25 protein-coding genes are annotated in these 26,201 nt (G+C 66.4%); 7 read left to right on the top strand and 18 right to left on the bottom strand.

Annotated elements, in window-relative coordinates:
• Window positions 1-134: 134 nt before the first annotated feature.
• From ACN675_RS02755 to ACN675_RS02785, 7 genes are all read right to left on the bottom strand, one after another.
• Window positions 135-662 carry a MarR family winged helix-turn-helix transcriptional regulator gene (locus ACN675_RS02755; protein WP_420749416.1) on the bottom strand — a complete coding sequence of 176 codons (528 nt, stop codon included), beginning with the start codon at window positions 660-662 and terminating at the stop codon, window positions 135-137.
• Window positions 663-767: 105 nt separating this feature from the next.
• Window positions 768-1,748: a quinone oxidoreductase family protein gene (locus ACN675_RS02760; RefSeq protein ID WP_420749417.1), complete on the bottom strand. Its 981-nt coding sequence runs from the start codon at window positions 1,746-1,748 to the stop codon at window positions 768-770.
• Window positions 1,749-1,897: 149 nt separating this feature from the next.
• Window positions 1,898-2,194 (bottom strand): WhiB family transcriptional regulator, encoded by a 297-nt coding sequence (locus ACN675_RS02765; RefSeq protein WP_197250732.1) that lies wholly within the window; start codon window positions 2,192-2,194, stop codon window positions 1,898-1,900.
• 77 nt (window positions 2,195-2,271) lie between these two features.
• The gene (locus ACN675_RS02770) at window positions 2,272-3,084 is read right to left on the bottom strand and encodes a PaaI family thioesterase (RefSeq protein WP_248674070.1); all 813 of its coding nucleotides are present in this window, start codon (window positions 3,082-3,084) and stop codon (window positions 2,272-2,274) included.
• Window positions 3,085-3,151: 67 nt separating this feature from the next.
• Window positions 3,152-4,048, bottom strand: a complete 897-nt coding sequence (locus ACN675_RS02775) for an SDR family oxidoreductase (RefSeq protein WP_085470535.1) — start codon at window positions 4,046-4,048, stop codon at window positions 3,152-3,154.
• Window positions 4,049-4,079: 31 nt separating this feature from the next.
• Window positions 4,080-5,216 carry an acyl-CoA dehydrogenase family protein gene (locus tag ACN675_RS02780; protein ID WP_248674071.1) on the bottom strand — a complete coding sequence of 379 codons (1,137 nt, stop codon included), beginning with the start codon at window positions 5,214-5,216 and terminating at the stop codon, window positions 4,080-4,082.
• Window positions 5,217-5,321: 105 nt separating this feature from the next.
• On the bottom strand, window positions 5,322-6,125 hold the full coding sequence (locus tag ACN675_RS02785) for an enoyl-CoA hydratase-related protein (RefSeq protein ID WP_248674072.1): 804 nt from the start codon (window positions 6,123-6,125) through the stop codon (window positions 5,322-5,324).
• A gap of 362 nt (window positions 6,126-6,487) precedes the next feature.
• Here ACN675_RS02785 and ACN675_RS02790 point away from each other — a divergent pair, with 362 nt between their 5' ends.
• Window positions 6,488-8,143 (top strand): class I adenylate-forming enzyme family protein, encoded by a 1,656-nt coding sequence (locus tag ACN675_RS02790; protein ID WP_248674073.1) that lies wholly within the window; start codon window positions 6,488-6,490, stop codon window positions 8,141-8,143.
• Between the two features lie 127 nt (window positions 8,144-8,270).
• On the opposite strand, the gene ACN675_RS02795 is transcribed toward ACN675_RS02790, so the two are convergent.
• Window positions 8,271-8,798 carry a thioesterase family protein gene (locus ACN675_RS02795; protein ID WP_420749418.1) on the bottom strand — a complete coding sequence of 176 codons (528 nt, stop codon included), beginning with the start codon at window positions 8,796-8,798 and terminating at the stop codon, window positions 8,271-8,273.
• A gap of 149 nt (window positions 8,799-8,947) precedes the next feature.
• Here ACN675_RS02795 and ACN675_RS02800 point away from each other — a divergent pair, with 149 nt between their 5' ends.
• Window positions 8,948-9,499 carry a TetR/AcrR family transcriptional regulator gene (locus tag ACN675_RS02800; RefSeq protein ID WP_197250738.1) on the top strand — a complete coding sequence of 184 codons (552 nt, stop codon included), beginning with the start codon at window positions 8,948-8,950 and terminating at the stop codon, window positions 9,497-9,499.
• A gap of 43 nt (window positions 9,500-9,542) precedes the next feature.
• On the opposite strand, the gene ACN675_RS02805 is transcribed toward ACN675_RS02800, so the two are convergent.
• The 6 genes from ACN675_RS02805 to ACN675_RS02830 all read right to left on the bottom strand — a co-directional run bounded on the left by ACN675_RS02805 (window position 9,543) and on the right by ACN675_RS02830 (window position 16,867).
• Entirely contained in the window at window positions 9,543-11,369 is a 1,827-nt protein-coding gene (locus ACN675_RS02805; RefSeq protein ID WP_420749419.1) for a PucR family transcriptional regulator, read from the bottom strand.
• Window positions 11,370-11,455: 86 nt separating this feature from the next.
• Window positions 11,456-12,370, bottom strand: coding sequence for an LLM class flavin-dependent oxidoreductase (locus ACN675_RS02810; RefSeq protein ID WP_420749420.1), 915 nt, complete (start codon window positions 12,368-12,370; stop codon window positions 11,456-11,458).
• Between the two features lie 322 nt (window positions 12,371-12,692).
• Entirely contained in the window at window positions 12,693-13,208 is a 516-nt protein-coding gene (locus tag ACN675_RS02815; protein ID WP_420749421.1) for a hypothetical protein, read from the bottom strand.
• Window positions 13,208-14,428: a phosphotransferase family protein gene (locus tag ACN675_RS02820; protein ID WP_420749422.1), complete on the bottom strand. Its 1,221-nt coding sequence runs from the start codon at window positions 14,426-14,428 to the stop codon at window positions 13,208-13,210. Before ACN675_RS02820 ends, ACN675_RS02815 begins: the two co-directional genes overlap by 1 nt.
• A 12-nt stretch (window positions 14,429-14,440) precedes the next feature.
• Window positions 14,441-15,430, bottom strand: coding sequence for a DUF7064 domain-containing protein (locus ACN675_RS02825; RefSeq protein ID WP_420749423.1), 990 nt, complete (start codon window positions 15,428-15,430; stop codon window positions 14,441-14,443).
• Between the two features lie 48 nt (window positions 15,431-15,478).
• Window positions 15,479-16,867 carry an MFS transporter gene (locus ACN675_RS02830; protein ID WP_420749439.1) on the bottom strand — a complete coding sequence of 463 codons (1,389 nt, stop codon included), beginning with the start codon at window positions 16,865-16,867 and terminating at the stop codon, window positions 15,479-15,481.
• 401 nt (window positions 16,868-17,268) lie between these two features.
• Between ACN675_RS02830 and ACN675_RS02835 the strand changes: the two genes are divergently transcribed.
• Window positions 17,269-18,459 carry an IS701 family transposase gene (locus ACN675_RS02835; RefSeq protein ID WP_248674087.1) on the top strand — a complete coding sequence of 397 codons (1,191 nt, stop codon included), beginning with the start codon at window positions 17,269-17,271 and terminating at the stop codon, window positions 18,457-18,459.
• A 279-nt stretch (window positions 18,460-18,738) separates the two neighbouring features.
• Here the strand turns inward: ACN675_RS02835 and ACN675_RS02840 are convergent, their stop codons facing one another.
• Window positions 18,739-19,845, bottom strand: coding sequence for an IS630 family transposase (locus ACN675_RS02840; RefSeq protein ID WP_420749424.1), 1,107 nt, complete (start codon window positions 19,843-19,845; stop codon window positions 18,739-18,741).
• Between the two features lie 458 nt (window positions 19,846-20,303).
• Between ACN675_RS02840 and ACN675_RS02845 the strand changes: the two genes are divergently transcribed.
• The 4 genes from ACN675_RS02845 to ACN675_RS02860 all read left to right on the top strand — a co-directional run bounded on the left by ACN675_RS02845 (window position 20,304) and on the right by ACN675_RS02860 (window position 22,922).
• Window positions 20,304-20,573: a hypothetical protein gene (locus ACN675_RS02845; protein ID WP_248674080.1), complete on the top strand. Its 270-nt coding sequence runs from the start codon at window positions 20,304-20,306 to the stop codon at window positions 20,571-20,573.
• A gap of 496 nt (window positions 20,574-21,069) precedes the next feature.
• Complete coding sequence (locus tag ACN675_RS02850; protein ID WP_248674081.1) at window positions 21,070-21,522, top strand: hypothetical protein; 453 nt, start codon at window positions 21,070-21,072, stop codon at window positions 21,520-21,522.
• A complete protein-coding gene (locus ACN675_RS02855) occupies window positions 21,522-22,391 on the top strand; it encodes a zeta toxin family protein (RefSeq protein ID WP_248674082.1) in 870 nt (289 codons plus the stop codon). Before ACN675_RS02850 ends, ACN675_RS02855 begins: the two co-directional genes overlap by 1 nt.
• Window positions 22,392-22,607: 216 nt before the next feature.
• Window positions 22,608-22,922: a hypothetical protein gene (locus ACN675_RS02860; RefSeq protein WP_248674083.1), complete on the top strand. Its 315-nt coding sequence runs from the start codon at window positions 22,608-22,610 to the stop codon at window positions 22,920-22,922.
• A 401-nt stretch (window positions 22,923-23,323) separates the two neighbouring features.
• On the opposite strand, the gene ACN675_RS02865 is transcribed toward ACN675_RS02860, so the two are convergent.
• The 3 genes from ACN675_RS02865 to ACN675_RS02875 form a co-directional block, all read right to left on the bottom strand.
• Entirely contained in the window at window positions 23,324-23,944 is a 621-nt protein-coding gene (locus ACN675_RS02865) for an RES family NAD+ phosphorylase (protein ID WP_420749425.1), read from the bottom strand.
• Window positions 23,941-24,465 (bottom strand): hypothetical protein, encoded by a 525-nt coding sequence (locus ACN675_RS02870; protein ID WP_248676388.1) that lies wholly within the window; start codon window positions 24,463-24,465, stop codon window positions 23,941-23,943. Before ACN675_RS02870 ends, ACN675_RS02865 begins: the two co-directional genes overlap by 4 nt.
• A gap of 334 nt (window positions 24,466-24,799) precedes the next feature.
• Window positions 24,800-26,200 carry an aminotransferase class I/II-fold pyridoxal phosphate-dependent enzyme gene (locus ACN675_RS02875; RefSeq protein WP_248676389.1) on the bottom strand — a complete coding sequence of 467 codons (1,401 nt, stop codon included), beginning with the start codon at window positions 26,198-26,200 and terminating at the stop codon, window positions 24,800-24,802.
• Between the last annotated feature and the right edge of the window lies 1 nt (window position 26,201).

A 26,201-nucleotide genomic window follows, 5' to 3' on the forward strand; every position in this document is an offset into this window, starting at 1 on the left:
CCCGGGGTCGACCCGTGCCCCGCCGGAAAGAATTCTAGATTTGAATAGTAGGTCGACAAAGCATTTCTGGCAAGAGGTGTGGGATGCGCGGGAGTGCGGTATTCGACTGCTGCGACCGCGAAAAGCTCAGCCGGTCAGTGGCCGGTCTCGATGTCGCCGACGGCGCGGCGGACGAGTTGCAGATGTGCGATCAAGGTTTCGAGAGTCTGTGTGTCGACCGACGCGAGACCGAACCGGGCTCCGGCGAGACGATCGTTCGCTTCCTCGACCACGTCCAGGCCCGCCGGGGTGAGAGTGGCGAGGACGGTCCGGCGATCCGTCGGATGGGCATGGCGTTCGACGAAACCGGCCTTCACGAGCTGGTCGACCGCCATCGACACCGTGGTCGGATGGACCATCAGGTACTTGCTCAGCTTTCCCAGTGTGCGGGTTCGCTCCTCGGACAGCTGCAGCGACGTCAGGATGAGATAGGCATTGCGCGACAATCGAAGTGAGCGTAGCTCCCCGTCCATGGCGCGGACGATCCACTGATGCGTGCGAAACAGGGCCATGGTGGTGGCGAATTCCAGATCGGCCGAATCCCGTCGTTCCGTCCACTCGGCGCGCATCCAGTCGATCACGTCGCGACTGTCGTCGGCGGGCGTCGAGTGCTCACTCGCCACTGTGCATCCTCTCGTCGCCGCCGAACCGCGTCTCTCGCATCGATAGCCGACCTGCCGGATCGATGATAGCCGGACGCGTGTCGACGGCCGGCGGACGAACGGCTCTCAGCTGTGTGAGAGCACGATCTTCCCGAACCCGCTTCCCTGTTCGAGGTACTTGTGTGCGGCGGCCGCTTCGGCGAGAGGAAACACAGCACTGATCGGCAGGGGGGGAACGGTTTCGGCGTCCAACAGCCGTAGAAGACCCGCGAAGTCGTGGGGGCTGCCCATCGTGGTCCCGATCAGTTCGTACTGTCCGAAGTAGAACGGGCGGACATCGAGGGTGGTGCGTTCGCTGCGTGACGCTCCCAGCACGACCAGTCGACCGCCCGGCCGCAATGCCGTGACGGACTGTTCCCATGTCCCGACGGAATCCAGGACGAGATCGAAGCCCTGGCCGTGGGGTGAGAGTCGGCGAGCGGCGTCCGGCCAATGAGGATCGGTGTACAACACGCCGTTCGCCGCGCCGAGCTCTCGAGCCTGCTCGATCTTGGACGTCGACGACGAGGTTACCGTGACCCGGGCGCCGACGGCGGCCGCAAGCATCACGGCCATGGTCGCGACGCCGCCGCCTGCGCCGAGGACCAGGAGGTTTTCGCCGGCGCGGAGGCGGCCGCGCGTGAACAGGGCGCGGTAGGTGGTGAGTCCGACGAGGGGAAGTGCCGCGGCCTGCTCCCAGGTGAGGCCGCGGGGCTTGGGTGCGACGCAGTCCTTCGGGACTCGGACCAGTTCGGCGTAGGTACCACGCTGGTGATCGCCGAGGATCTCCCACCGCGCGCCCGGGGCGGCTTCGCGATCACCCCACCACAGCGACGGGAGCACGAGAACCTCCTCGCCGGTGTCGGTGCGGATTCCTGCGCCGTCCGCTCCGAGAATGTGGGGCAGTGGTGACGAATACTTGCCCTGTCGTACCAGGACGTCGTGCCAATTGAGTGCCGCTGCCCTCAATTCGACGGTGACCCAACCGGGGTCGGCTTTCGGATCGGGGACCGATTGCCACCTCAAGACATCGGGTCCTCCGAACTCCTGCATCACGACGGCATCCACAATGATCCTTTCGGTCGTACCATTCGCACGATACTGCACATCCCGCGGTGCGGTGACGATCGGGTCCGCTACCGTCACCGGTGCCGATTCGAGGGCGAACCGGTGGATTCCACCGGGATCGGCTCGATCCGGCCGGCCCTGTCCGAGGGCTATAGGACTCTCCACAGCGGTCGCCGGTGTCGTGTGCGCTCGTTCTCGGTCAGGCCGCCCCAGATGCCGTGCTGCTCGAAGTGCGCCAGTGCATGCTTGCGGCATCGGAGAAGCACGGGGCATTCCTCACAGACGCGCTTCGCCTCGGTTTCACGCAGCGCGCGTTCGTGACCGGCTTCGTTCTCGGGTCCGAAGAACAGCGAGGGGTCCGCATCGCGGCAGCGGCTGTGTCTCTGCCAGTCGGTGTCGGCGGCCGACAACGCGATGGTGTGTTGTCTTGTTGCAGGAAGCGTCATGATCTTCGCCTGGATGTGGGGTATGTGCGAACGGCCGAAGAAAGCGATCGACCACGATCTTGTGTCGGAACCCAGGGTCAGTGGACGGCGCTGCAGGTGACGGTGGCGGTGGTGCATGTCTTTCCTGCGGTGTTGCGACAGGTGACCTCGACGATTCCGAGGCTGCGACCCCGGTGCACGATCTTCGGCGCGAACGTGACGGGTTGGTCCGACGGGCACGGTCGCAGATACGAGATGTGGATCGAGGTGGCGCGGAAGCCCGCATCGGCGGAGAGCGCCGCAGAACCGGTGATCTCCGAGGCGCACAGAAGCACACCACCGTGAATGTTACCCATCGGATTGGCCAGCACCGGGGACGGACCGAATTCGAGGCCACCGGCCCCGCGCGTGTGCTCGGCTCCCAGCAGTTCGATGATCGAGTCTGCTCGGAGTCGTGAGTTCAGATCCTCGGAGGAAACCGCGGGTGCGCCCGGCGGGTCGGTGAGTGGCACGGTCTGGAGGCGGGTGGACCCGCAGGCGATGAGACGGCCCTGCGCATCGACGATCCGACCACCAGCCAGCCCGGTCCGCGCGCCTCGACCCAACATCCAACTCTCGGCGCGCAGAACCGATCCGTCGACCGGTGGATCCGCTACGAAGTCGAGGTGGATTTCCGTGCTCACCGCCCAGAATCCCTCGGGCGTCATCCCACTGACGAGATGTCCCATCACGTCGTCCATCACGACACCGAGAGTTCCTCGGCACGGTCGTCCGTGATCGTCGGCAAGCCATGGCCCCGTGACCATTTCGGAAAACCCGTGAGAGTCGTTGCCGGTCACATCGGAGACTCGGAACAGCTTTTCGGCGCCGGTGGAGAAGAATCGAAGCGCGGTCGGGGTGTCGCTGGTCATGGCTCTCCTGACGGACGTGCGGTGAAGCCCGGTGCGCGAACGCGCGCCAGGGCTGTCGGGATGGGGCTCAGACGCCGCGCTGGGCCTTCGCGGCTTCGCTGGCGGCCTTGCTCTTCTCCCGGGCGGCGGCCCAGTCCGCGTCGGTCATGGAGGTCAGGCCGGCGAAAGTGCCGGGCCCGGCGAGCATCTGGCCGCCATCCATGGCGATGGTCTGCCCGGTGAGGTAGTCGCATGCGTCCGACAGCAGGAAGATCGTCAGGTTGGCGAGCTCCTCGATGGTGCCCATCCGCCCCATCGGGACCTGGTCGGCCTGGGTGGCGCCGACCGCGCTCTTGTCGGTGGGATTGAGCATCTCCCAGGCATAGTCGGTGGGGATCGGTCCCGGGGCCAGGGCGTTGAGGCGGATTCCGTAGCGGGCCCATTCGACGGCGAGGGACATGGTCATCGAGTGCACGGCGGCCTTGGCCATCGCGGAGGGGACGACGAACGCCGAACCGCTCCACACCCACGTGGTCAGCGTGGACAGCACCACGCCCTTGGTGCCGCCTTCGATCCAGCGGCGGCCGGCGGCATGGGTGGTGTTGAACGACCCGTTCATCACGGTGGAGGTGACGGCCTCGAAGGCCCGGGGGCTGAGCGATTCGGTGGGGGCGATGAAGTTGGCGGCGGCGTTGTTGATCACGCCCGTGAGAGGTCCGTGCAGGGTCCAGATCTCGTCCATCGCGGCGGACACCATCTCGGCGTTGCGGACGTCGACGGTCTGCCAGTGGACCGAGCCGGGGCGTGAGACGGATGCCTCTGTGGCGGCTTCTTCGAGGACAGCGGGTCGGCGGCCCCAGAGGTGGACGTCGGCGCCGTGGTCGACCAGGTGGCGGGCGACGCCGCGACCGAGGCCGGTTCCGCCGCCGGTGATGAGGATTCGCTTGCCGGCGAGGGCCTCGGACGTGAACGGGGAGGTGGTCATGTCGGGGGTCCTATCGGTCGGAGAATGGGGATCACAGTCCCAGGCTCTTGCTGATGATTTCGCGTTGGATCTCGTTGGTGCCGCCGTAGATGGTCGGGGCCAGGGCGCGGCGGACCTGTTCTTCCATGCCGTATTCGCGGGTGTATCCGTAGCCGCCCATCATCTGCATGGCCTCGAGGGTTGTCTTCTTTGCGATCTCGGTGCACTTGAGCTTGGCCATCGAGCCCTCGCGGTTGAGATTGTCCTCCTCGCCGGCGTCGATGCGTTCGGCGACCTCGTAGACGAAGGACTTCGCGAAGGCGATCTCGGTGGCGAGGTCGGCGATGCGGTGGCGGATCGCTTGGAAGCTGCCGATCTTGCGTCCGAACTGCTCGCGTTCGGTGACGAACGCGATGACGTCGTCGAGTGCGCGTTCGGCCGCACCGAGCGACATGGTGGCGATGATGAGACGCTCGACGCTCAGGCCGCGCATGAGGTGGCGCCACGCCTGGTTCGGAGTGCCGACCACGGCCGTGACCGGGACGGCCACGTCGGTGAAGTAGAGGTCGTTGCAGGTTCGGGCCTCCATGGTGGCGATGCCGTGGATCTCGAGGCCGGGGGTGTCGGTGGGCACCATGAACAGGGTCAGACCCTCGTGCTTGGAACCGGAGGAATCGGTGCGGGCGAGCAACAGGACGTGCTCGGCGACGTGGGCCGCGGAGATCCATGTCTTCTGGCCGTTGATCACGTAGTGGTCGTCGACGAGCTCGGCCTTGATGCGGACGCTGCCGAGGTCGGATCCTGCTCCGGGCTCGCTCAGGGCGATCGCCTCGAGCTTGCCTGCGGCCATGTTCGACACGATCGTGCGCTTCTGTTCGTCGGTGCCGTAGCGCAGATACGTCTGGGCGGCGGTCAGGCCGGTCGAGTAGCCGGTGATGGGGGCGAGGCCGCGCGAGGTCTCCTCGAGGAAGATGCACTCCTCGACCATCCCGGCGCCGCCACCGCCGTATTGCTCGGGCAACGAGACCGCGAGCCAGCCGAGTGCTGCGAACTTGTCGAGGATGACCTGGCTGTTGGCTACGGTGCCGCCAGCGGTGAGCACGTCGCGTTGTTGCAGGGTCTTGCACTCGGCGTCGCAGAACTCGCGGACCGCGAGTGCGAACTCGTGTTGTTCTCGGCTGAAGCGCATGTCGACAACTGCTCTCTGTGGACGACGGGGAGGGCGGCGTGAACTGGTGGGCAGGTCACCGGGCGGCGGGACGGTGGGGTCCCGCCGCCCGGGGAGCTGGGGCGGTCAGGCGCCGCGGAACTTGGAGAAGTCGGGCTGGCGCTTCTCGTTGAACGCGCTGATGCCCTCGAGTGCCTCGGCGGACTCACCGAACAGCTTGAGCGTGGAGTAGGCCATGTTGCCCTGGGCGATGAAGTGCTCGGTGTCGGCGTTGAGCGACTGCTTGAGCACCTTGAGCGAGGTGGGGGAGAGCTGCAGGATCTCGTCGGCCCATGCCCGGACCTCGGCGCGGAGCTGGTCGGCGGGTACGACCTTGTTCACGAGACCCCACTCCAGGGCCTGCTGGGCGCTGTAGCGGCGGCACATGAACCAGATTTCCCGTGCCCGCTTCTCACCGATGGCGCGGGCGAGGTAGCCGGTTCCCAGGCCGGCGTCGAAGGATCCGACGCGGGGGCCGTTCTGTCCGAAGATGGCGTGCTCGGCGGCAATGGACATGTCGCACAGCAGGTGCAGCACGTGTCCGCCACCCACGGCGACACCGTTGACGGCGGCGATGACGGGCTTGGGGGTGTCCCGGATGACACGGTGGAGGGCCTCGACCTCGAACAGGCCGCTGTCGGAGGGTCCGTAGTCACCGGTCTCCATGCGCTGCTTCTGGTCGCCGCCCGAGCAGAAGGCCTTCTCGCCGGCACCGGTGAGGGCGACGGCGCCGACCTCCGGGCTGCCCCACGCTGCCTTGAAGGCCTTGACGAGCTCGTCGACCGTGCGGGCGCGGAAGGCGTTGTATCGGTCCGGCCGGTTGATCGTGATCCAGGCGAGTCCGTTGTCGACCTCGTACGTCACGTCCGTGAATGCTGTGAAATCAGTCATCGACCTGGTGGTCCCTTCCTGCACTGGTTGCTCGCCGTCGCCGCGAGAACGGGGTCGCGGGACGGAGTCGTCGGGTTTGGTCCGACCGTATGACAAATGTATCCGCGTTAACGATCGTTTTCAAGGGGCGGGTGGGTTGCCGTGTCCTGACCGTGGTGGCGGGAACCGCACAGTATGCCCGCAGCGGAGCCCGGCAGGGGACGATTCCGGCCGAACCCTCGCCGGGAACCTCTGGAGAAATCGACATCCGCGACCAGCGTGAGGTGTGGCTGCGGCGGCCGGACCGACCGTAGGGTTCGCTCGTCGCTCCGCCCCCTGACCGGCGCCTTCCGCCATACCCTCATCCACGGAGAGTGAACCTCATGGAATTCGACGTCACCACACTGCACGGCCGCCGCGCGGATCAGCGCTGGAATCGGATGGTCGTGGGCGACCTGTTCGAGCGGCTCGTCTGGAGCAGCCCGGACAAGGACGCACTGGTCGGCTGGGCCGGGGCGTACGCCACCGACGGCTTCCGGCGCCTGACCTATCGACAGGCGGACGACGCGGCAAATCGCACCGCACAGGCGTTGCGCGCGGCGGGTCTGACCGACGGTGAACGGGTTCTGCTCTACTGCGAGAACTCCGTCGAGGCGGTGGTGACGATGTTCGGTATCGCCAAGGCCGGTCTCGTGGCGGTGCCGGTCAATCCCCACCTCGCCCCCGACGTTCTCGAGTGGGTCGTCGAGCACGTCGGTGTCCGGTTCACCGTCGTCGACGGCGAGTTCGGTGAACAGGCCCGAAAGGTGTTCGCACGGGCCGATTTGTGTGTGAATGTCACCATCCCGATCGGCGGTCCGATCGTCGCGGGCAGCCGCGACTTCGCCGAGTGGATCGCCGAGCAGCCGGCCGACGAGCCGTCCGGCAACCGGCACGCCGACGACGTGTGGAGCATCCTGTTCACCTCCGGTACCACCTCGATGCCCAAGGCATCGATGGCAACGCACACGTACTCCTACATGGCCGGCTTCTCGTACGCGATGTCGCTCACCCGCGGCCTGGACTACGAGCAGGACCTGACGACGTGCACCTTCTTGCCGATTCTCTATCACTGCGGCCACAATTCGACGATCCTGCCGACGATCCTGGCGGGTGGCACGATGGTGCTCGGCCGTCGTCCCGATCCGGCGGCGCTGGCCGCCGCCGTGACGACGGAGAAGGTCACGGCTGTATGGGCCGGGTCTCCGGCCTGGGTCCAGCAGCTCGCCACGCGTGGCCTCGATTGCGACGACGTCGATCTGTCTTCCCTCACCGTGGTGATGTTCGCCTGGGGATCGATGAATCCGGGCATGGCGCAAGACCTGGCGAAGGCGTGCGGCCCGCAGGTGAAGATGCTCGAAGTCTTCGGGCAGACCGAGGCGATGTCGTGCTATCGCTTCTGGCCCGACCGGCATCCGGGCAAATTCGAAAAGTCGCTCCGCGGAACCAATTACGTCGGTGTGCCGAATCCGCTGTTGGCTGCCGACATCGTCGATGCCGACGGCAACAGTCTCCGCGGTAGGCCGGGCATCGCCGGTGAGGCCGTCTACCGCAGCCCGGTGGTCACCGCCGGCTACTACGGGGACGTCGCAGCCACACGAGAGGCGTTCCGCGACGGTTGGTTCCACTCCGGGGACAGCTGCATGTACGACGAGGACGGCCTGCAGATCATGGTGGACCGGTTCAAGGACATCGTGAAGTCCGGCGGTGAGAACGTCTCGAGTCTGCGCGTGGAGGGTGTCCTCGTGACCCATCCCGACGTGTTGCGGGCCGCGGTGATCGGCGTGCCCGACCCGGTCTGGGGTGAGAAGGTCACCGCCGTCGTCACCGTCGCGCCCGGTCGAGAAGCCGACGTGGAGGGCATCCTCGCGTTTGCGCGGGAGCGGCTGGCGGGATACGAGGCCCCGAAGGATATCGTCGTGATCGATCGCATGCCCGAAACCGTCGGCGGCAAGATCATGAAATACAAATTGCGCGAGCTCTTCACGAGGGAATGCTGAGATGTTCGAAGGTGTTCCGGCTGCAGATCACCGATCCGGTCGAGCGGTCAGTGGCGTCCCGGCGGTGATGTGGTCACGGCAACGATGAAGGTGCGCCGGAGCGTGATCGTGGACAAATACGCGCTGGTCATCGAGCGGAGCTGTTGCGCCGCGACCTGATCCCCATCGCTCCGCACACCGGCGCCGACCAATCGGCCTGCTCGGTGACCGCGAGCTCTCGGTCGACTGCGCCCGCGATGTCCGAGGCGAACGGAACGACGCGTCGGGTGGTGAGGTCGACATGGGGTGCGACGACCTCGAGCGTGTTCGCCAGCGACTCGGTCGTGTCGTCGACGAGCAGGGCCATGCCGTGGATGACCTTGTCGGAGCGTTCGACGACCCGGAAGTATGCCGAAACCCGGTGTCCGACGTGTACTTCCGCGTAGTACTTCAGGTGATGTTCGGCGGTGAAGAAGCCCTGCCTGCGGGTCGCACGATAGTCATCGGTCAGGCCGATCCGGCGGAAGGCGGTGTCGATGGCTTGGGCCCCCAGGTCCAGGTAGTGCCGGATGTTCATGTGACCGTTCGCGTCCTCGAACTGCGGTGGGACGACCAGTGGTCCGAGTTCGCGAGGAAGCCGCACGATTTGGTCGTAGGTGGGCACGGTGGCAGTCATCGGTCTCCTGTCGGGGGTGCATCATGACGCGGTCAGTTGCCGACGCGTGGAGGTGCTTTGATCTGAGTTGGTTTCTCGGGTCGCGCCGCATCGCCGGCAGCGGTTCCTTCACAATAACGATCGTTCACACGTCGTGCTAGACTCGTCGAGTGGACAGGAGCCGGAAGATTCTCGATACAGCCGCAGAACTGTTCTACGAAAAGGGATTCCACGGTACGAGTGTCGACGAGCTGGGTGCTCGCGCGGGTCTCACGGGTCCGGCGATCTACCGGCACTTCTCCGGCAAGGACGAGATCCTGGCCACCTTGTTCGACGAGGCAATGGACGAGCTGATCCGTGCCGTCGAGCCTGTGGACGACGATGCCGACATCGACTTCGAGCGTCTGGTTCGCCATCATGTCGAGTTCGCGATCCGGCACCGGCACCTGGTGAATGTGACCCAGCGGGAGGACCGCTCATTGGTGGATCCTTGGCGTCGCAAGGTCAATCGCCGGCGCAAGCTCTACGTCGACTGTTGGGAGAGCGCGGTGGCCCGGTGCCTCCCCACAGCGACGTCGGCGGAGGTTGCCGTGGCAACCCAGTCCTGCCTCGGCACGATCTTCTCGATCGCCTATTGGCCGACCAAGGTCAGCCGCACCCCAGGACTGGCCGATCTGATCGTCCGTCTCACAAACGAGGGACTCGACGCCTTCCGCGGCTGACCCCGGCGCCGGTGACGAAGCGCTTCGAGCCGGTGCGGGTCGGTCATGCCGATCTTCGGTCCTTTGCCGGGCTACCAGAGGGAGCAGGCCGGTCGTGCCGGAGTGCTTCTGCGGGTTCGGTGTCCGCTTCGGGGGCGACCCGGTTGCCATCATGGGTTTCGAGCGCGGGGTGGCCCTGCAGGCGGAGTACGAGCAGCGCAGTCTGGGCGCTCAATTGGTCGGATGCGTTGCCGGCGACGTCGAGTCCGGTCAGGGCGTGCACGCGTGCCAGCCGCAGGCGCACCGTGTTCTCGTGAACGCCGAGTCGCTGTGCCGAACCGCGCACGTTGCGTGCGGTGTCGAACCAGCACTGCAGTGTGTGGAGCAGGTCGGCCGTTCCGGGGGCGCCGCGCAGCAGTGGCCCCAGCACGTCGTCGACGAAGTGCCGCACCGCCGAGACTTCACCGTGGGCGAGGAACAGGCGTGCCGGTCCCAGGTCGTCGACGGCGAAGATGCGGTGGAACGTACGGTCGGTGAAACGGTCGATGCAGAGCACGGCCTCACGCGATTCACGGTATGCGCGGGCCAGCGCGGTGGGTTCGCAGACGGAGGACACGCCCGCGATGAACTCCTGCGACCGGAACAGTGCATTCGCGGCGCGCGCCAGGGCATCCTTGACGTTCGCGACGGTCGCGAGGGCGCCGACATTCTCGCGAGCTTCGACCAGGAGCAGGATGCCTTCGGATCCACGGGTGGACAGGACTTCGACGCCGAGATCTCGTTCCATCCACTCGGCGAGCACGCGCTCGGAATCGGCGAGGTCGTGATGGGAAGCCAGAACGTACACCAGCACACGCCGAGCGTGGATGTTCACTCCGAGATACTCACCGCCGGCCGCCAGATCATCCAAAGCCCCGGTGCCTCTTACAAGTTGGCGGGCGAGGGAAGACTTCGCGTTCCATGCAACCCGCGCGATGCGGCGTTGGACGAGGAACTGGGCGCCGATTCGGCGCGCGCTGCGCGCGGCGGCGTACTCGTCCGTCGGGCTCAGCGGTGACGGATGTTCGTCGATGACGAGCCATCCGAAGTGTTCGCCGCGTTCGACGACCGGGGTGACGATCTTGCGGCGGGTCAATCCGGTGGTGGGACCGGCCGCGAGTACGACCGGGTCGGGGGCGGTGACTGTTCCGGGGTTGTGCGCGCGGAGGATGTCCGTCAACGCCGGTGCGGTGGCGTGGCCGGCCGTGTCGGGGGTCGCGGCGGCGATGGTGCGGCCGCGTCGGTCGAACAGCAGCACGGACTTGCCGGCGAGCGCGGAACAGGTGCGCACGATCGCCGACATGCAGTCGACCGCGGTGACGGCGTCGTCGAGACGTTCGTCGACCAAGGTCCGCTCGGCGGCCAGCTGCCGGCTCTGCTCGAGGTCCCGCCATCGCCGCTTGTGTTCCTCCGTGTCGAGGGCGGTGGTGGCGGCGTCGTCGAGCAGTGTGCGGAGCGCGGTGAGGGCGGTTCTGTGCTGGTCGGTGAACTCGGCTGTGGGATCGGCATCGGTGAGGACGAGGAGGCGAGTGGGTTCTGCACCGTCGTTCGACAGTCGCAGCAGGCATACCCGGGCGACACCGGGTCCGTCGAGGTCGGTTCCGGACAGCGATCGGCCCGATGCGTGCACGGTATCGGGGGAGTTCAGGGCACGACGCACGAGAGGGCAGTCCGACCGAACGCGGCGCGGTGTCGACGCGGATCCGATGCCGGGAAGGGGGAGGAGCACGCCGCGGGAGTCGTCCGAGACGAGCATGCCTGCGGACGCGAAACCGGCGAGCGTGGCTGCCCGGGAAAGCAACCCGCCGAGCAACCGGGGAAGTGCCGCCGAGGCCGGCGCAGGCGGTGTCATGGTGCTCGCCTCCTTGTCGTCCTGGTCGGCCGTGCCGACGACCTGCGCTGTGAGCCCGGTGTGCGGGATCCGTCGCCGCGGCGAGATCAGCTTTCGACGAGCAGCTTCCGCACGGCGGCGGCATGCTCGATGGAAGCCTCCATCGAGGTGGCGGCCGGGACGAGCGTGATGTTGTCCGCTCCTGCGTCGACGAACGCGCGCAGCCACTCGGCAACCTGTTCGGGTGTGCCGGCCGGTGCCAGGTGCCGGAACTTGTCCCGGGGCAGGCGGTAGAGCGCGTGCATCTGCTCGCCCACCAGGCGGTCGGCTGTGGCGGCATCGTCGTCGAGACCGCACCAGACGTTGACACCGAAAGTGCTCGGAGTGCGGTTCTCTCGGGCGGCGGCCTCGAGGATCGCGGTGCGGGTTTCGGCGAATCGGCGGGGCGTGGAGAAGATGGCGAGCCATCCGTCGCCGTACTTCGCGGTTCGACGGATCGCGGCGTCGCCTCGGCCGCCGATGACGATCGGCACGGCCGGCTGGGGCGCGGGCAGGATCCGGGCACGTTCGAGGGTGAAGAACTCTCCGGTGTGGGTGACCTCTTCGCCGGACAGCAACGCTCGGAGAACCTCCAGTGTTTCGTCCAAGCGGCGCCCCCGGGTGCGGGGATCCACCCCGGCGTTGGAGATCTCGGAGCGGTCCTCACCGCCGACTCCCGCGCCGAGGACCAACCGGCCCGGGGCGAGTTGCGAGATGGTCGAGATCTGGCGTGCGGCGAGCATCGGATGCCGCAGCCCCAGCAGATAGACACCGATGACGACGGAGAGCGTGTCGTGGGCCGCGAGCACCGACGTGGCGGAGACCATCCCGTCGAAGCCGGTACCGCCGTGGAAACTGATGTGGTCACCCACCGTGATGTGGTCCAGCCCGGCATCGGCGGCGGAAGTGAGCAGTCGCCGCCGCGCGAGCGGGTCCGGGACCAGCAGGGAGTCTGTGACCGACAGACCGACGCGGAGCACCATTTCGACCCTTTCAGTAGCTATGGACTGACCGTAAGGCCAAAAGGTGCTCGTGGCAAGTGCCTCTTTCGGACGGAAGCAGGTCGAGCTCATCGATATCAGCGGCATCGCCATGTCCGAGGTTGCCGTTGTCGCCGCTCTACGGCGGTACCGACGAGATCACGAAGGCGCTGGTAGCGTGCTGGCTTCCAGCCGGTCGGCGCGCCGCATGCGCCTGGCCGGAACCTTTGCGGCTGTCCGCCATCGCGCACTTGCGTCGGACCTGGGCCCACATCTCGACGGATGAGGGCCCAGGTCATCGCACACATGATGTGCAGCATCCTTCCTAGAGCAACTCGTCGATGCTCCGGAGCCGACCGTGGTCGGCCTCGAACCCGAACGGCGCATACCAGGATCGCTGGAAGGCCAGAAGCAGACGGGAGGATTCGACGACCCACCGGCCCAGTGCTCGGCGGACGTCGTCCGAAAGCGACTCGTCCTGCACGACCGTGCTCACCGTGGTGGCGAGAGCGCTGGCCAACTCGATGAGCTCGGTGGTGCCTGTGGACGCGCACTCGCGTGCGGTCCTGCCGGCATCGATGTGCTCGGCGAGGGTGGCGGTCGCCGCGGTCGCCGACTGGGGCAGCCGCGCCAGCAGACCCTCGGCCATTCGGAGATACTCGCCGAGTTCGAACCGGGACCGTTCGTGGATCCGGTAGATCCGCGTACCCAGGAATTCCAGGTAGTCGACGACGAGGGGGAGTTGCTCGGAGGCAAGGGGATCGGACCGGTCCACCGCCGGCGCGACGCCGTCGAGCAGGGATTTGCGCAGAGCGCCGAGAGTGTTGCGCGAGTGATCCATTACAGCACCTCGTTCAGGAGAGTGTTCAGCTCGTCGGCTGCGACCGCAGCCATGCCCTTGACCCGGCACAGGACGACGTCCTGATGTGACTTGCCCAGCTTGGCGACCCGGTGCGCCGAGGCCAGGGTGGAGACCACGATCTGATACGCGTTGAGGATCTTGTAGAAGGTGATCTTCTTCGGATCCACGGCCAGACCGGTGGCGTCCTCGTAGCGTCGGTAGAAGTCATCTTCGGGGACCAGTCCACACACCAGGTAGCGGCCGTCCTCGTCGTAGTGGCCGAAGGTGGACTGCGTGGTCCACGCGAGGTCGCGGTGCCGGTCACCGAGATGGCCGCGTTCCCAGTCGAGCCAGGCCGTGATTTCGAGGGTGGATTCGTCGTAGAGGAAGTTGCCGCTGCGGTAGTCACCGTGGACGATGCCGACGTGGTCGAGCACGGGCAGGTGGTGACGCATCCACTGCTCGGCCACGTCCATGAGCGGCAGGTCCTCCGCTCGGTCCTCTTCCCACGTGCGCCGAGCTTGGTTGAGGAGCCACCACGCCGCGTCGTCGGTTCCGATCCGGGGTCGGCTGAGGCTAGTGAACGTCGTTGCGGACAGATCGAAGGTGTGGAGGGTCGCCAGAGAGGACATGAACTGGTCGGCGAGTGGCTCGCGGGCACCCGGGCCGAAGTTGGTGCCCAGACCGCTGATCTTCCCGGTGGTGGTCGTCGACGGTTTGGTGACTCCGGAGACGTAGGAGTAGATCAAGGCGGGTTCGGGAAAGAATTCCCCCTCGACGTCGATGAAATGAGGACGGGGGACGGGGACCGTGCCTTGCACGGCGCCGACGAGCTCGAACTCACGGAGCCGGCTGGTGGCATTCGACCCTTCGGCGGGGTCCATCCGGACCACCATCCGTTCGCTCACCCAGGACTCGGAGTCCTTGCGGTGCAGGGTGAATCCCATCTGAATCTTGGACACACCGCCGGTGAACCATCGTGCGTCCGACACCCGGAAGGGGTCGTCGATGTGGGCGGAGAGGAAGGACTCGACGCACCGGACGAACTCGTCGAGGTCCATCCGTCGGTACGGGCCGAGCGCGCGGCGCTTCATCTTGCGGGTCAGTGTCCGATCCACTTCGGGCTCGGTCGGATACAGCGCGCGGAGATGTTCGATTTGGGCGTCGGTCGGGTCGTCGGCCCAGTCTCGGTCGGGCAGGGGCAGGGTTGCGCTGGTCATTCGAGATTGCTCCTACTTCTCGCGGCCGTGGCGGGACATCCGCTCGGCCAGGTAGTCCAAGCCGAAGATGTCCCCCATCTCGCCGTAGCCGACGGCGGTGCCACGCTCGTATCGGAACAGTGACTGGTAGCAGACGTGGGACGGGTTGAACGTGTACCACGGGTGGCCCGCGATCGCGCTGCCGAAGAACTCGTGCTTCTTGCCGCGGACGTCGGTGGCGGTGACGTGGTTGCTGAACGCGAGCATGTCGACGCGCTCGGCTCGAATTGTCCCGTCGATCAGGCCGTGGACTTCGCCGTGGTCGACGACGTAGCCGAAGCGGATCTTGTCGTAGAATACCTGTCCGCGTTCGATCCGCATCGGGACGGCCATGTGCATGGCGAATTCTTCACCGAAGTTGATCGAGACCCACGAAACCGAGCGGGTGCCGATTTCGGGGCGGGGTCCCCAGCTGTGGTCCATTCCCTCGTAGGATTCGACCTGGTAGGTCTTGCCTCGCAGTTCCAGCTCGCCGCGGATGCGGCCTTTGACTTCGAAGTGGCCGTTCTCCCATTCGTTGCCTTTGCGTGGATCGTTCGATGTGGCTCGATCGATGTCGAGCAGTGGGTTCTGGTTCGGGTCGTGTGGGTCGAACGGGTCGTGGAGTCCCTCGAAGGTGAGGTCGAAACTCGCTGCGCCGAGGGCATTCTTGTATTGCATCCGGTAGTTGCGTGGACCGTCCGAGGAGACGGTCAGGCCGTTCTCCAGGGAGTAATTGCTGAACGATTCTGGGCAGGGTAGGTGCATCTGAGGATCGGTGAAGTCGACCTCGTAGGGTTGGCGGCAGAAGCCCTGTCCCAGGATGACCGAGGAGAGGGTGACGCCGAGGTTGGGGCGGGCCAGCACGTAGGCGTTGCCCAGGATTCCTGCCTCGGGGACGGAGATGATCAGGACGGTGGTTTCGGTCCAGGTCCGGTCGGTGAGGTCGCGGGGATGGAATTCGGTATCGGTGTAGTGGATCACAGGTTTCCTCGTGTAGGGGAATTCGGGAGAACCGATCGGTCGGTTGCGTCAGTCATTCTGGAGTTGAGCAGTTTTCGTACTATTCGGTGTGGTGGCCGGGAGAGTCTTGGAGAGCGCGATCATGAGCACACCCCCGATCCCGAGGACGATCGCGCCGACGAGGAAGGAGACGCTGTTGCCGGTCTCGCCGGGGAACGCGTCGCGGATGACGCCGAACATGTACGGGGAGACGAATCCGCCGATGTTGCCGATGCTACTGATCAACGCGATTCCGGACGCGGCGGCCGCACCGGAGACGACTTTCGGGGCGGTGGTCCAGAACGTCGGAATCGTGGCCATCGCACCGACCGTTCCGATGCAGATCGCGATGGCGGCGACGAGCGGACTCGACGATACGGTGGCCGCTGCGACCACCCATCCGCCCGCACCGATCAAACTGGGAACAGCGAAGTGCCACATACGTTCCTGGGTTCGGTCCGAACTCCGGGAGATCACCACCATGGCAATTCCGGTGAAGATGTACGGTACTGCAGCGATGTAGCCGATGCCGGTCGTGCCGACGGTGCCGCCGGTCATCTCCTTGATGATCGAGGGGAGGAAGAAGCCCATGAGGTAGATGGGCACGACCATCGAGAAGTACACGGCCGAAAGCGCAAGCACCCGTATATTTTTCAGGCCGTCCGTCCACGACGAGTGGCCGTTTCCGTCCCCGGTGACGCCGGAATTCTCCCGGCGGATCGTGTCGGTGATCCATTGCGCTTCCGAAGCGTCGAGCCACCGGGCATCGCCCGGCTCGTTCGGGAGGAACTTGATGATCACCGCGGCGAGGAGCAGGCAGGGTAGTCCCTCGGCCAGGAACATGAATTGCCATCCGTGAAGACCCCACGGGTGGAACGACATGAGAGTGCTCGTCAGAGGAGAGCCGATGGCCGAGGCGACCGGGATGGCAAGGAAGAAGAGTCCGAGGATTCGCCCACGGTTCGCGGACGGTACCCAGCGGGTGAGGTAGTACACCACGCCGGGTAGCAGGCCCGCTTCCGCGGCACCGAGCAGGAACCGCATGCCGTAGAACATCCAGACGTTGTCGACCAGTGACATCAAGGAAGTCACCAGGCCCCACGTCACCATGATGCGGGCAATCCAGATTCGGGCGCCGACCCGGTGAAGTGCGATGTTGCTCGGGACCTCGAAGAGTACATACGCGATGAAGAAGATGCCGGCGCCCAGACCGAAGGCAGCCTCGGAAAGGCCGAGGTCCGCCTGCATTTCGAGTTTGGCCACGCCGATGTTTGTGCGGTCCACGTAACTGAGCAGTGCGCCGAGAAACAGCATCGGAACGATCCGGAACGAGATCTTCCGCGAAATGGTGGATTCCGGACTCGGGGGACCGGATTCGTAGGGTTGTGCGGCGGTGTTCTGCCGGCGGTGGTTGTCCATGGTCACCTGAACCTTCTGAGGTGTAGGTCGCGGAGGGGCTGATACCCCAGCGGAAGTGACGACGTCACCGCGAACCATAAGAAGGCCCGGAACGACGAAACAACGACATCTTCGGCTCCATCCGGTATGCCGGGACACGAGCCGACTGTCGGGGTCGACAGGGTGGTTCTGCGATGTGCTTGTTGTTCAACGACGGATGCAGTAGAGCGCGTCCCGCGACACAGCCCGGGGTCGGGGCGCAGAACGTGGGATTCGCAGGGTCTGCGACGTTGTCTTCGGGAACCGAGCCCACCCTCGATGCCCAGGAGTGGTCTACATCACCTGTGGCGGTCGAGTGTTCCTCGGCAGGCGGGGATGCTCTACAACGACAGATCGTGACCAAAGACTCGGATCGCACGCAATTGGCTGCCGGCCCCGACGGTGGTGATGGGCACTCGCCCGGGCCCGCATTCGAGGTCTTCTGTGCCCGGTTCGCACATCGATTCCCGCGCGTCGAACCGCGCCGGCGGATGTGGGCTTATGTCCACGGACTCTTGGGCGATATCGAGCGCAAGAACGGGTGGACCCTCGCGGAGGCGGCGGGCGAGGCCGGCCCGGAGGGGATGCAACGGTTGCTGAACGCAGCATCGTGGGATGAGGATGGCGTACGCGACGACGTGCGTGACCTGGTGGTCCAGTTGGTCGGTGATGTCTGGCAGGGCCTGCTGATTGTTGGCGACCTGTATTTCCCGAAGCGAGGCGACCGGTCTGCCGGGGTGGCGCCCTGGGTATCGAAAACCGAAAGGACAAGCAACGCCCAGACCGGGATCTTCCTGGCGTACGCATCCCAGAAAGGGTGGGGCCTGATCGACCGGGAGCTGTACCTGCCGAGAGAATGGACGGACCATCGGGACCGATGCCGTGCGGCCGGCATCGACGACTCGGTGGGGTACCGGAGCCCGGCCGATCTAGCCGAGACAATGCTCGGCCGAGCTCTCGACGCAAACGTGCCGTTCGCCTGGTTCACTGCCGGCGTCCTCTATGGGCGAACGGAGAAACTGCGGCGATCACTGGAGGAGCGGAGCGTCCCGCATGTCCTCGAGATTCCGGGCGACTGCCGCGTGACCACGGCACACCTGCAGGTCTGCACGGCCCGCGAGGTGATCGACGAGTTGTCGGAAACGGTATGGCACAGGCTCAGCCACGGCGACGAGCTGACGGGACATCGTGTTCGAGACTGGGCGGCAGTGGACCTCCACAGGTCGGGACGACAATTCGGGAACTGGCTCCTCGCCGGACGATCGATCACCGACCCGTCCGACATCGCCTACTACCTGTGCTTCGGCCCGGCCGGCTGCATCCTGTCCGAACTCGCCCGAGTCGCCGAGGGACGGTCGGCAATCGAGAAGTGTCTCCGAGTCGCCCGAAAAGAAGCCGGTCTCAAGGACTATCAGGTCCGCGGATACCGGGCGTGGTACCGACACGTCACCTTGTCGATGGTCGCGGCGACGTACCTGTTGATCCGGCGCGGGAAGGACGTGGGCCGCGATGACGACTTGTCGCGTGTACGGCCGGTTCGTTCCCGGCCGAGCGCGGTGGCGCCGTGGTGGTGAAACGGCAGGTATGAGGTGGAGTCGGTTCGATCCCTCCCCAGCGGCGAGGAAGGTCCGAGCGGCAACGCCGGCCCCGCAACGTCAGATCTGATATGGATAGCTCCCTCGCGAGGCCAATCCTTGTTCGACGCCAACGCGATTGAGGTTTGAACCGGCGACGACTGAGTAAGGCGGATGCGGGGCATCACCGTGTGGTGCGTAACCGCGGGCCTCGTCAATCCTGGCTCCATTATTGATTTCCCCTTGAACTCGGTGTCGCACTCCCGATCTAGTGGCTCGTCAGGCAACCTTGGCCGGGTAATGCGGATACTCGGTCCACGACCGGATCGGAGAGTCCGGGGCGAAGTTGGTCTTCGGTACGGCGTGGGCGTTGCGCCAGCGCACGTAAGCGGCGATGGCGGCGTTCTGCTCGGCATGACTGCGGTGATCGGTCCCGTTCAACGCGAAGTACCGCAACGCCGCGAACTCGGACTCGATCCAGTTCAACCACGACCCGTACGTCGGCAGGAACACCAACTCGACATCGTTGGCGGCAGCCCAGCCGCGGACGGTTGGGTGCTTGTGCGGGGAGAAGTTGTCGAGCACCACGTACAGCTTCTCCCCGGGCCACCGGACCCGGAGCGTCTTGAGCAGGTCGAGGAACTCACGGGAACGTTTGCGTTGCCGGATCCGGTAATACATTCTGCCGCTGGCCAAATCGAGTGCAGCGAGCATGTGCATCACACCGTCGTAGCGGTGGTACGTGGCCCGCTGCCGATGCGGATGGGTGACCGGCCGCCAGCACTTACCCTGACGGGGCTGCAGGTTCAACGGACCGAACTCGTCGACGCAGACCACCCGCCCGTCGATCGGGGGTCGGTCGTACAGGTCCAGAATCGCTTGCATCTTCGTCAGGAAGTCCGGATCGGTCGACGCCTTCCACGTGGTGGTCGCCTGCCAGGTGACCCTGCCGTCGCGCAGGATCCGGCGCAGCGTCTCCCGGCTGATCGCCGGCACCACCTTCCGAGAGACCAGATGCTCAGCGAGCTTGGTCAGGCTCCACGTGGAGAACGCGGTGACACCCCAGTTGTCGGGGGACGTCCGGGCGATCAAGCAGATCCGTTCTCGGGTCTGCTCATCGATCGTCTTCGGGCGTCCCCCTCTCCATTTTGGGTTCAGGGCCTCGAATCCCTGCTCGTTGAACGCGTGGATGACATCGCGGACGTAATCCTCACCGACCTGCATCAGCGAGGTGATGTCCTTGACGCTTTGGTGTTGAGCGGACATCAACACCACGATCGCGCGCCGCAGCTTGACCGGGTCCTTGGCGGTGCGACTGATCTTCTGCAGCCGCCGGCCTTCCTCCATGCTCAGTGCCCGGACGAACACACTCGGTTGACGTGCCACGACCACCTCCGTTTCTCACTCGGAGACAGTCTGCAGCGCCCCTCACCCGAAACCTGGGATTACCCGGTCAACGATCCGTGACGAGCCACTAGCTCGTCAAGGCTCGGCCTGGTGTCGGGGTTCGGGACCTCGGAGGGCGCGGCCAGGGGTGTGGTGTGTGCAGGGTCGAGTCCATGGCTTGGCACGGTAGCGAAGGAGATGGGGTTCACGGAGTGGATGAGCCCCCGAGAGGGTGTGCTGTCGGCGGCGGTGTGGGCGGGGTGTCGACCCGCTACCTGCTCTGCGGGACTGTCTGGGTCACGCTGTGCACCGGACAGCGCGGGGGTGCGGACGGTTCGGCTGCGGCCGGGCCGGTGGATCGAGGAGTGGGATGTACGGAGTGTGGAGGAGCCGGGAGCATTTCTCGGTGCCGGGATCGAATCCGGCCGCGACCTCGGTCGACGTGCACGTCCTCGCCGATGCCGCGCGCCGTGACCGCGGTGCTGGGCGGGGGCCGGCGCCGGTCATCGCTGAACTGGTCGTCCGGCGGTTGGCAGTTGATGTTCTTCGTCGAACCGGACCGGTTGCGGGAGATCACCCGCGGGCAGGGCCGCAAGTACGAGGGGGTGCGCGCCGGCTGGCTGCGCTGGTCTTCGACCATGCGCGCCGTTCCTCCGGTGGCGGAGACCAGTACTCCGACAGTCGATCTCGACACTCCCGTATCGCGAACCCGGCCGGAACCATGGTGATACCCACCGATGATGCGCCGTCGCTCCAGCCGCGTACCGACCCCGGGGTACCTCGAGATCCCGGTGCACTCGACGGCACCACGACCCACACGGTCATGAAAGACATCCACGGCTGGGTTGCCCATTAAGACGTTTGCCTCTCCCGCCCGGACAGAGGTACGGGGATCGGGTCGCCCGCAGCTGCCGACACCCCACCCCTCCTACCAGCGGCCCAACCCTTATCCCGGCGGGCGGGAAACCCAGCAGGAGACAGGGAATCGACGCAGCTAGATCCGCTGAAACACCTTCGCGCTGCGCGCGGCTCGAGGGCGTCCCGTGGGCGGGGTGTTCCGTTGCCGGGGTAGCTGGCCGTGCGAGTCCGGCCCGGTGTGATTACGAGCTCTTGCGTAGCAGCCCGGTCACTGACCGATACCTCGACAGGCCAGGTTGAGCAGCGGTGCAGGCAGAGCCCGAGGTGATACTATTTGGTATATCCCCAGTTGAGGTGGTGAAGACGATGTCGGTGGCGTTCGAGAAGGACATCGAGCGGCAACTGCGTGCGATCTCCCCGCGCGCGGAACTGGCGCAGCTCGGGAAGATCCGCGCCGTGCTTGCCGCGTCCGAGGCCGGATGGTCACAGCGTGAGATCGCACGTCGTGTGGGGGTGGAGCAGCCGGAGATCAGCCGGCTGCTGAAGAAGGCCCGCCTGCGGCCGGAGGTCCGGCAGCGCACCCCTCGTGAGGTGATGCTGCGGTACGCGGTCGGCGAGCTCACCCATGAGCAGATGATGGACGAGCTCGAGCACTGGGACTACACCTTCGGGGGCCCACCCGAGGACGATCCTGCCGCCGACGTGTATGTGCGCGGCAGCTGGGATCAGATCGAACGGGCCGGGGATCTGCTCTCCGATGACGACTATCAGCGCCTGCTGGAGGTTACCGCGGCGCGGCGGGCGGCGAGCCGCCGCTAGTGGAACAGCCCTGTGCCAAGACCCATGCCCGCCTCGACTCGTGGTGCGCGCCCGGTGGTGTCCTCGACGCCGGTGGTGACCGAGCGTCGTTTCGTCTGTATGCCGACGACCCGTCTCGGCGCCACACCCGCGCCGCGATCGTCGACGCCTACCTGGCCGAGCAGGACGGTATCGACCGGGACGGTCGGTGCGCGATCGTCACCGCCGGTGTCCCCGGCGCGGGTAAGTCCTCCGCGATCGAATCCCGCGGTCTGGCCGGCAAAGGCTGGCGGGTCCTCGACTCCGACCGCATCAAGGACCACCTGATCCGCGACGGCCTCGACCGCGGCGTCTACGACGACCTGCTCGACGTCGTGCTGCCGGACGGGCGCCGGCTGCGCCCGCGCGAGCTGGCCACGCTCGTGCACCGTGAATCCACCCAGATCCTCGACACCGTGCAGGAGCACTGCATCGAGGCGGGGGAGAACATCGTCATCGAAGGCACCTTCCGCTGGGACGGTCTCGGCGCGCAGTTGCTCACCGAACTCGGCGGGGCGGGCTACACCGAGCTGACGATCGTCGATGTGGAAGTCACCTGCGAGACAGCCCTTCATCGCGCGCAGCACCGGTGGTGGAGCGGCCGTATCGACCCGGACAACGAGCTCGGTGGGCGGTTTACCCCGACCACGGCGATCACCGACCTCTACCCGCATGGATCTGCACGGTCGATCTGCGCACGCAACGCGCGGGCGGCGTTCGATCATCCGTTGTCAGCGGTGATCGAGTCGGTGACGTTGTTCGTTGACGACTTCACCACCGGCACGCACGTCGAGTCGACGACCACCAAGCACAATGGCGTCGTCGACTACACCTCCGGCCACGACGACTGACGCGGTGCTGCGCTCCGGAGGCTGCACGCCGGGCATTTGCATCGGCGTCGAGTTGGTCGCGCCGCAACGGTCCGCGGGGAAGACCCTGCCCACCCGCCACTGAACATCTCGTCGTGCATCAGAAGGTACAGGAGGAGAACGAAGCCGAACGCGCCCGCCGCGAGGAACTGCGCGAGCAGCGCAAGGCCGAGCAGGAACTGGCTGCCGAACGCAAAGTTGGACAAGGAACTGGCGCACTACCGGTCGGCACTGGCAACAGGGGAGGCCAACGGCGACAGCGCTGCCGCCGAACGCCTGCGGACCACACTCGCCGAGGTCCAGGGCGCACTCGATGATGTCGACTATCGGGCGGCGAACATCCGAGCCGGGTACGTCTACGTCATCTCCAACATGGGTGCCTTCGGGATCACCATGGTCACGATCGGCATGACACGCCGGCTCGTCCGATGGACCGGGTGCGTGAACTCGGTGACGCGCCGGTGCCGTTCCGGTTCGATGTGCACGCCTTGTTCTTCTCCGAGGACGCGGTGACGGTCGGAGCCGAACTGCACGAAAGCGTTCGCCGAGCGGCGGGTCAACAGAGTCAATCCTCGGCGTGAGTTCTTCTACGCGACGCCTGAGGAAGTACTCGAGGTGCTGCGGCAGCCGGTCGGGGAAGTGCTCTCGTTTACCGCTGAACGCGGTTCGGGGAGTTCAGGGATAGGTCGGGTGATGTCGTTGCCGGTGTGGCTCGTCGGCGTTGCCCGTCGACCATGGTGGGGGCGCGTTGGTCATCCCGTCATCTTGAACGCCCGGTTGCCGCTCGGTGGGGTCCGAGGTTGGTCAGCATCGGGGCAGTGCGGCGGGTAAGGAGACCATGTCCCGAGTCTGGGCACGAGAGCGACGGAACTTTGCGGGCGTTGATGCGCTGTCGATGGTGGTGGGCCGGCCTGTCAGTTCCCGGGCGGTGAGACGATCCGCACCGACCGTGGCGGGCCTGCAACGGTGAAGCCGGCCCGACGGGCAGCTACTGCGAACGGTTCGGGGCTGGGGTCGGTCGGCCAGTCGGCCTCGCCCGCCTCACCGAACAGGGCGACCGCGTTCGGGTTCGGCCCGGTGGTGAACCGGGTCTGGTACCGAATTCCGGTGAAGCTGACGGCGTCGAACGCGGCGGCCCATTCCTGTGGTATCGCGTACGGGGTCATGGACGAGAGCTCTCGGGTCAGGCCGAAGTCCGCGGCCTCCTCCGCGCAGGTGTCGGCGAGGCGATGATCGTGTGGCACGACCAGGGTCGACAGGCGGCGGTCGGCGGCGAACTCCTCACTGATCACCCCTGTCGTTGCCAGTGTCTCTCCGACGGTTTCCCGGATCGCGGTGGGTTCGTCGAACGCGAGGTAGCAGGTGCCGCGGGGTGGTGTCAGATCGAAGCGGCCGCCGCCGGAGGAGGCGAACCACCACGGGCCGTTCGCTACCTGGTGCCCGCGGTGCAATGCCTGCGCCGGAGTGAGGTCGCAGCCGGGGAACTGGTGCAGGGGCCGGGCCGGGGGGCGGAGGGCGACAGCGTCGCGGCTCACGCGGCCCACCGCTGCACGTCGGCATCGGCCAGCGCCAGGGCCGTGTCGAGGGGGTGGCCGTCGGTGATCCACTCGGCGGCGCTGCGGTCGCCGAGTGCGGGTTGCGGGCTGCGCAGCCATACCGCGCAGGTCCAGGGGTCGGCGGCGGCGCGCAGGGTCTTCCACAGCGTGATCAGGTGCGGATGTACCGTTCCGGAGGTTGTGAATTGCCAGGTGGGATAGACCCATTGGCCGTCGGCGAGCCGGCAGGCGATCACGGTGTCGGCGGCGACGGCTTTGTTGACTGCTTGGCGGCTCACGCCCCACCACCGTGTCAGGCCGGCGGTGTCGTAGAAGGGGCCCACGAGTTGGTCGTAGGCACCGCTGGTGGGCAGTGCCGCGGCCATCGAGTCGGCGATCGATTCGACGTCGTCGAAGACGTCGGCGGGGATGCCGGCTGCGCGGGCGTCGGCGAACGTCTTGTGGACGCGGCGGGTGAGAAGGTCCATGAGCTTGCGTTCCTGTTCGGCCAGGGTGTTCATGCCGGATCCTCCCCGAGGAGTCAACTGTGTCAACTCAAGTGTCCTCAGAATCGTCAACCATGTCAACGAGGGGCGGGATCCGCTCGAACGTTGCTCTCCATATCTCCTGGTAGCGACCGTGCTGTTCGACGATGGCTGAGTGGGCGGTGTTTGCCGACTGAATCTCAAGCAGAGGCGCCCCGGTGCGTGTCGTCTCGGGTCGAAGCTGTCGACGGGACACTGCTCGTATGGGCAGGACGGAGGCGGTGGTACCGCTGGGGAGATTCGGCGTCGACAGCACCCGCACACCGGCCTCGACGAACCGGGCCAGTGTTGCGCCCCGGTTCCATAAGGCTCACACGCTTGCCGCCAGCCGCCGGGTGTAGGTCGCCCACGCCTCGACGAGCCGATCCACCGCCGTGTCCAGGACGGTGGTGTCCGCGGCGGCCGAGAGCCGGATGTACTCCCGCAGACCACCGTCGGTGACACAGTCCCGCCCGACAGCCACCCGGACCCCGCCCCGCGCCGCGACATGCGCGAAGGTCGACGCGTCGACCACCGGTAGCCGGATCCACAGCCCGTCTCCGGTGGTCGCTGGCTCCACCGTCCAACTGGGTACCAGTTCCGCCAACGCGGCGCGCAGATGCGCCGTCTGCTGGGCGAGATGGGCGTAGCGGTCGGCGAACCACTGGGGGCTCGCCGCGTCGAGCAGTCGCGCGGCGTGCACCTGCGCGCTCACCGCCGGGGCCGGGATGCGCGGCGACGCGGTGCTCAGCGAAGCGTCCGGTGCCGGTGTCCGGACCCAGCCGATGCCGCATCCGGACCAGAACACCCGATCCAGGTCCCCGATCGCGGTGATCCGCGCCGACAGTGCCGCCAGCGGCCGCGCCTGCGGATCGCGGGTGGCGGCGAGAGGAAGGAAGGACAGATCCTCGATGGCGAGGGCGGTGTGGTCCTCGATCGCCGCGGCGATGCGCGGCAACCGCGATGATGCCGTACCCCGCCCGCTCGGCCCGGACTCGACCACGTCGACGAGGACGATCGCGGCGCGGGTGCGGCGCAGCGCGCGCCGCACGGCGGCCGGGTCGATACCTCCGGCGTCCGGATACAGACACAGCGTCGTTGCAGTGTGTTCGGCGACGACCGACCGCAGCGCCGGCCACAGCGGCGCCCCGACCACGGCTGGTCGTTTCGCGGCCGAGGTCGCGCGGAGAACGAGATCGAGTGCTTCCGCCATGCCGGTGGTCACGAGGATCTGATCCTCCTCGGTCGGCAGACCTAGGCGCGTGAGATGTGCTGCCAGCGCGTGCCTGAGGATCGGAAGGCCCCGGGCAGGAACACCTGCATTGCAGAGCGTCGGATCGAAACCCCAGTCGATGACCGGCAGATGCGACGCACCGACCGGGGCTGGCTCGGACAGGTCGATGACGTCGCCGATGTCCTCTGTCGACGAATCGATGTGCCGGATGATCGGGCGTGGGGTGCCGGGGCGGGGGCGGACGAAGGTGCCCGATCCGTGGATGCGTTCGACCACACCGCGTTCGGTGAGTTCTTCGAACGCGCGGACCACCGTTCCGCGGCTGACGCACAGTGCGGCGGCGAGGGTGCGTTCGGCGGGCAGGCGCTGACCGTAGGTGACGGTTCGGGCGTCGATTGCTTGTTCGATCGCGGCGACGATCCACTGGTAGCGGGGGAGGTCGGTGTGATCGTCCGCGGCGAAGACGACGGTCGTCCACCACGCAGTGTCCTGGTCCACT

Source organism: Rhodococcus sp. O3 (genome assembly GCF_048897285.1).
In the GTDB taxonomy this organism is placed as follows: Bacteria; Actinomycetota; Actinomycetes; order Mycobacteriales; family Mycobacteriaceae; genus Rhodococcus.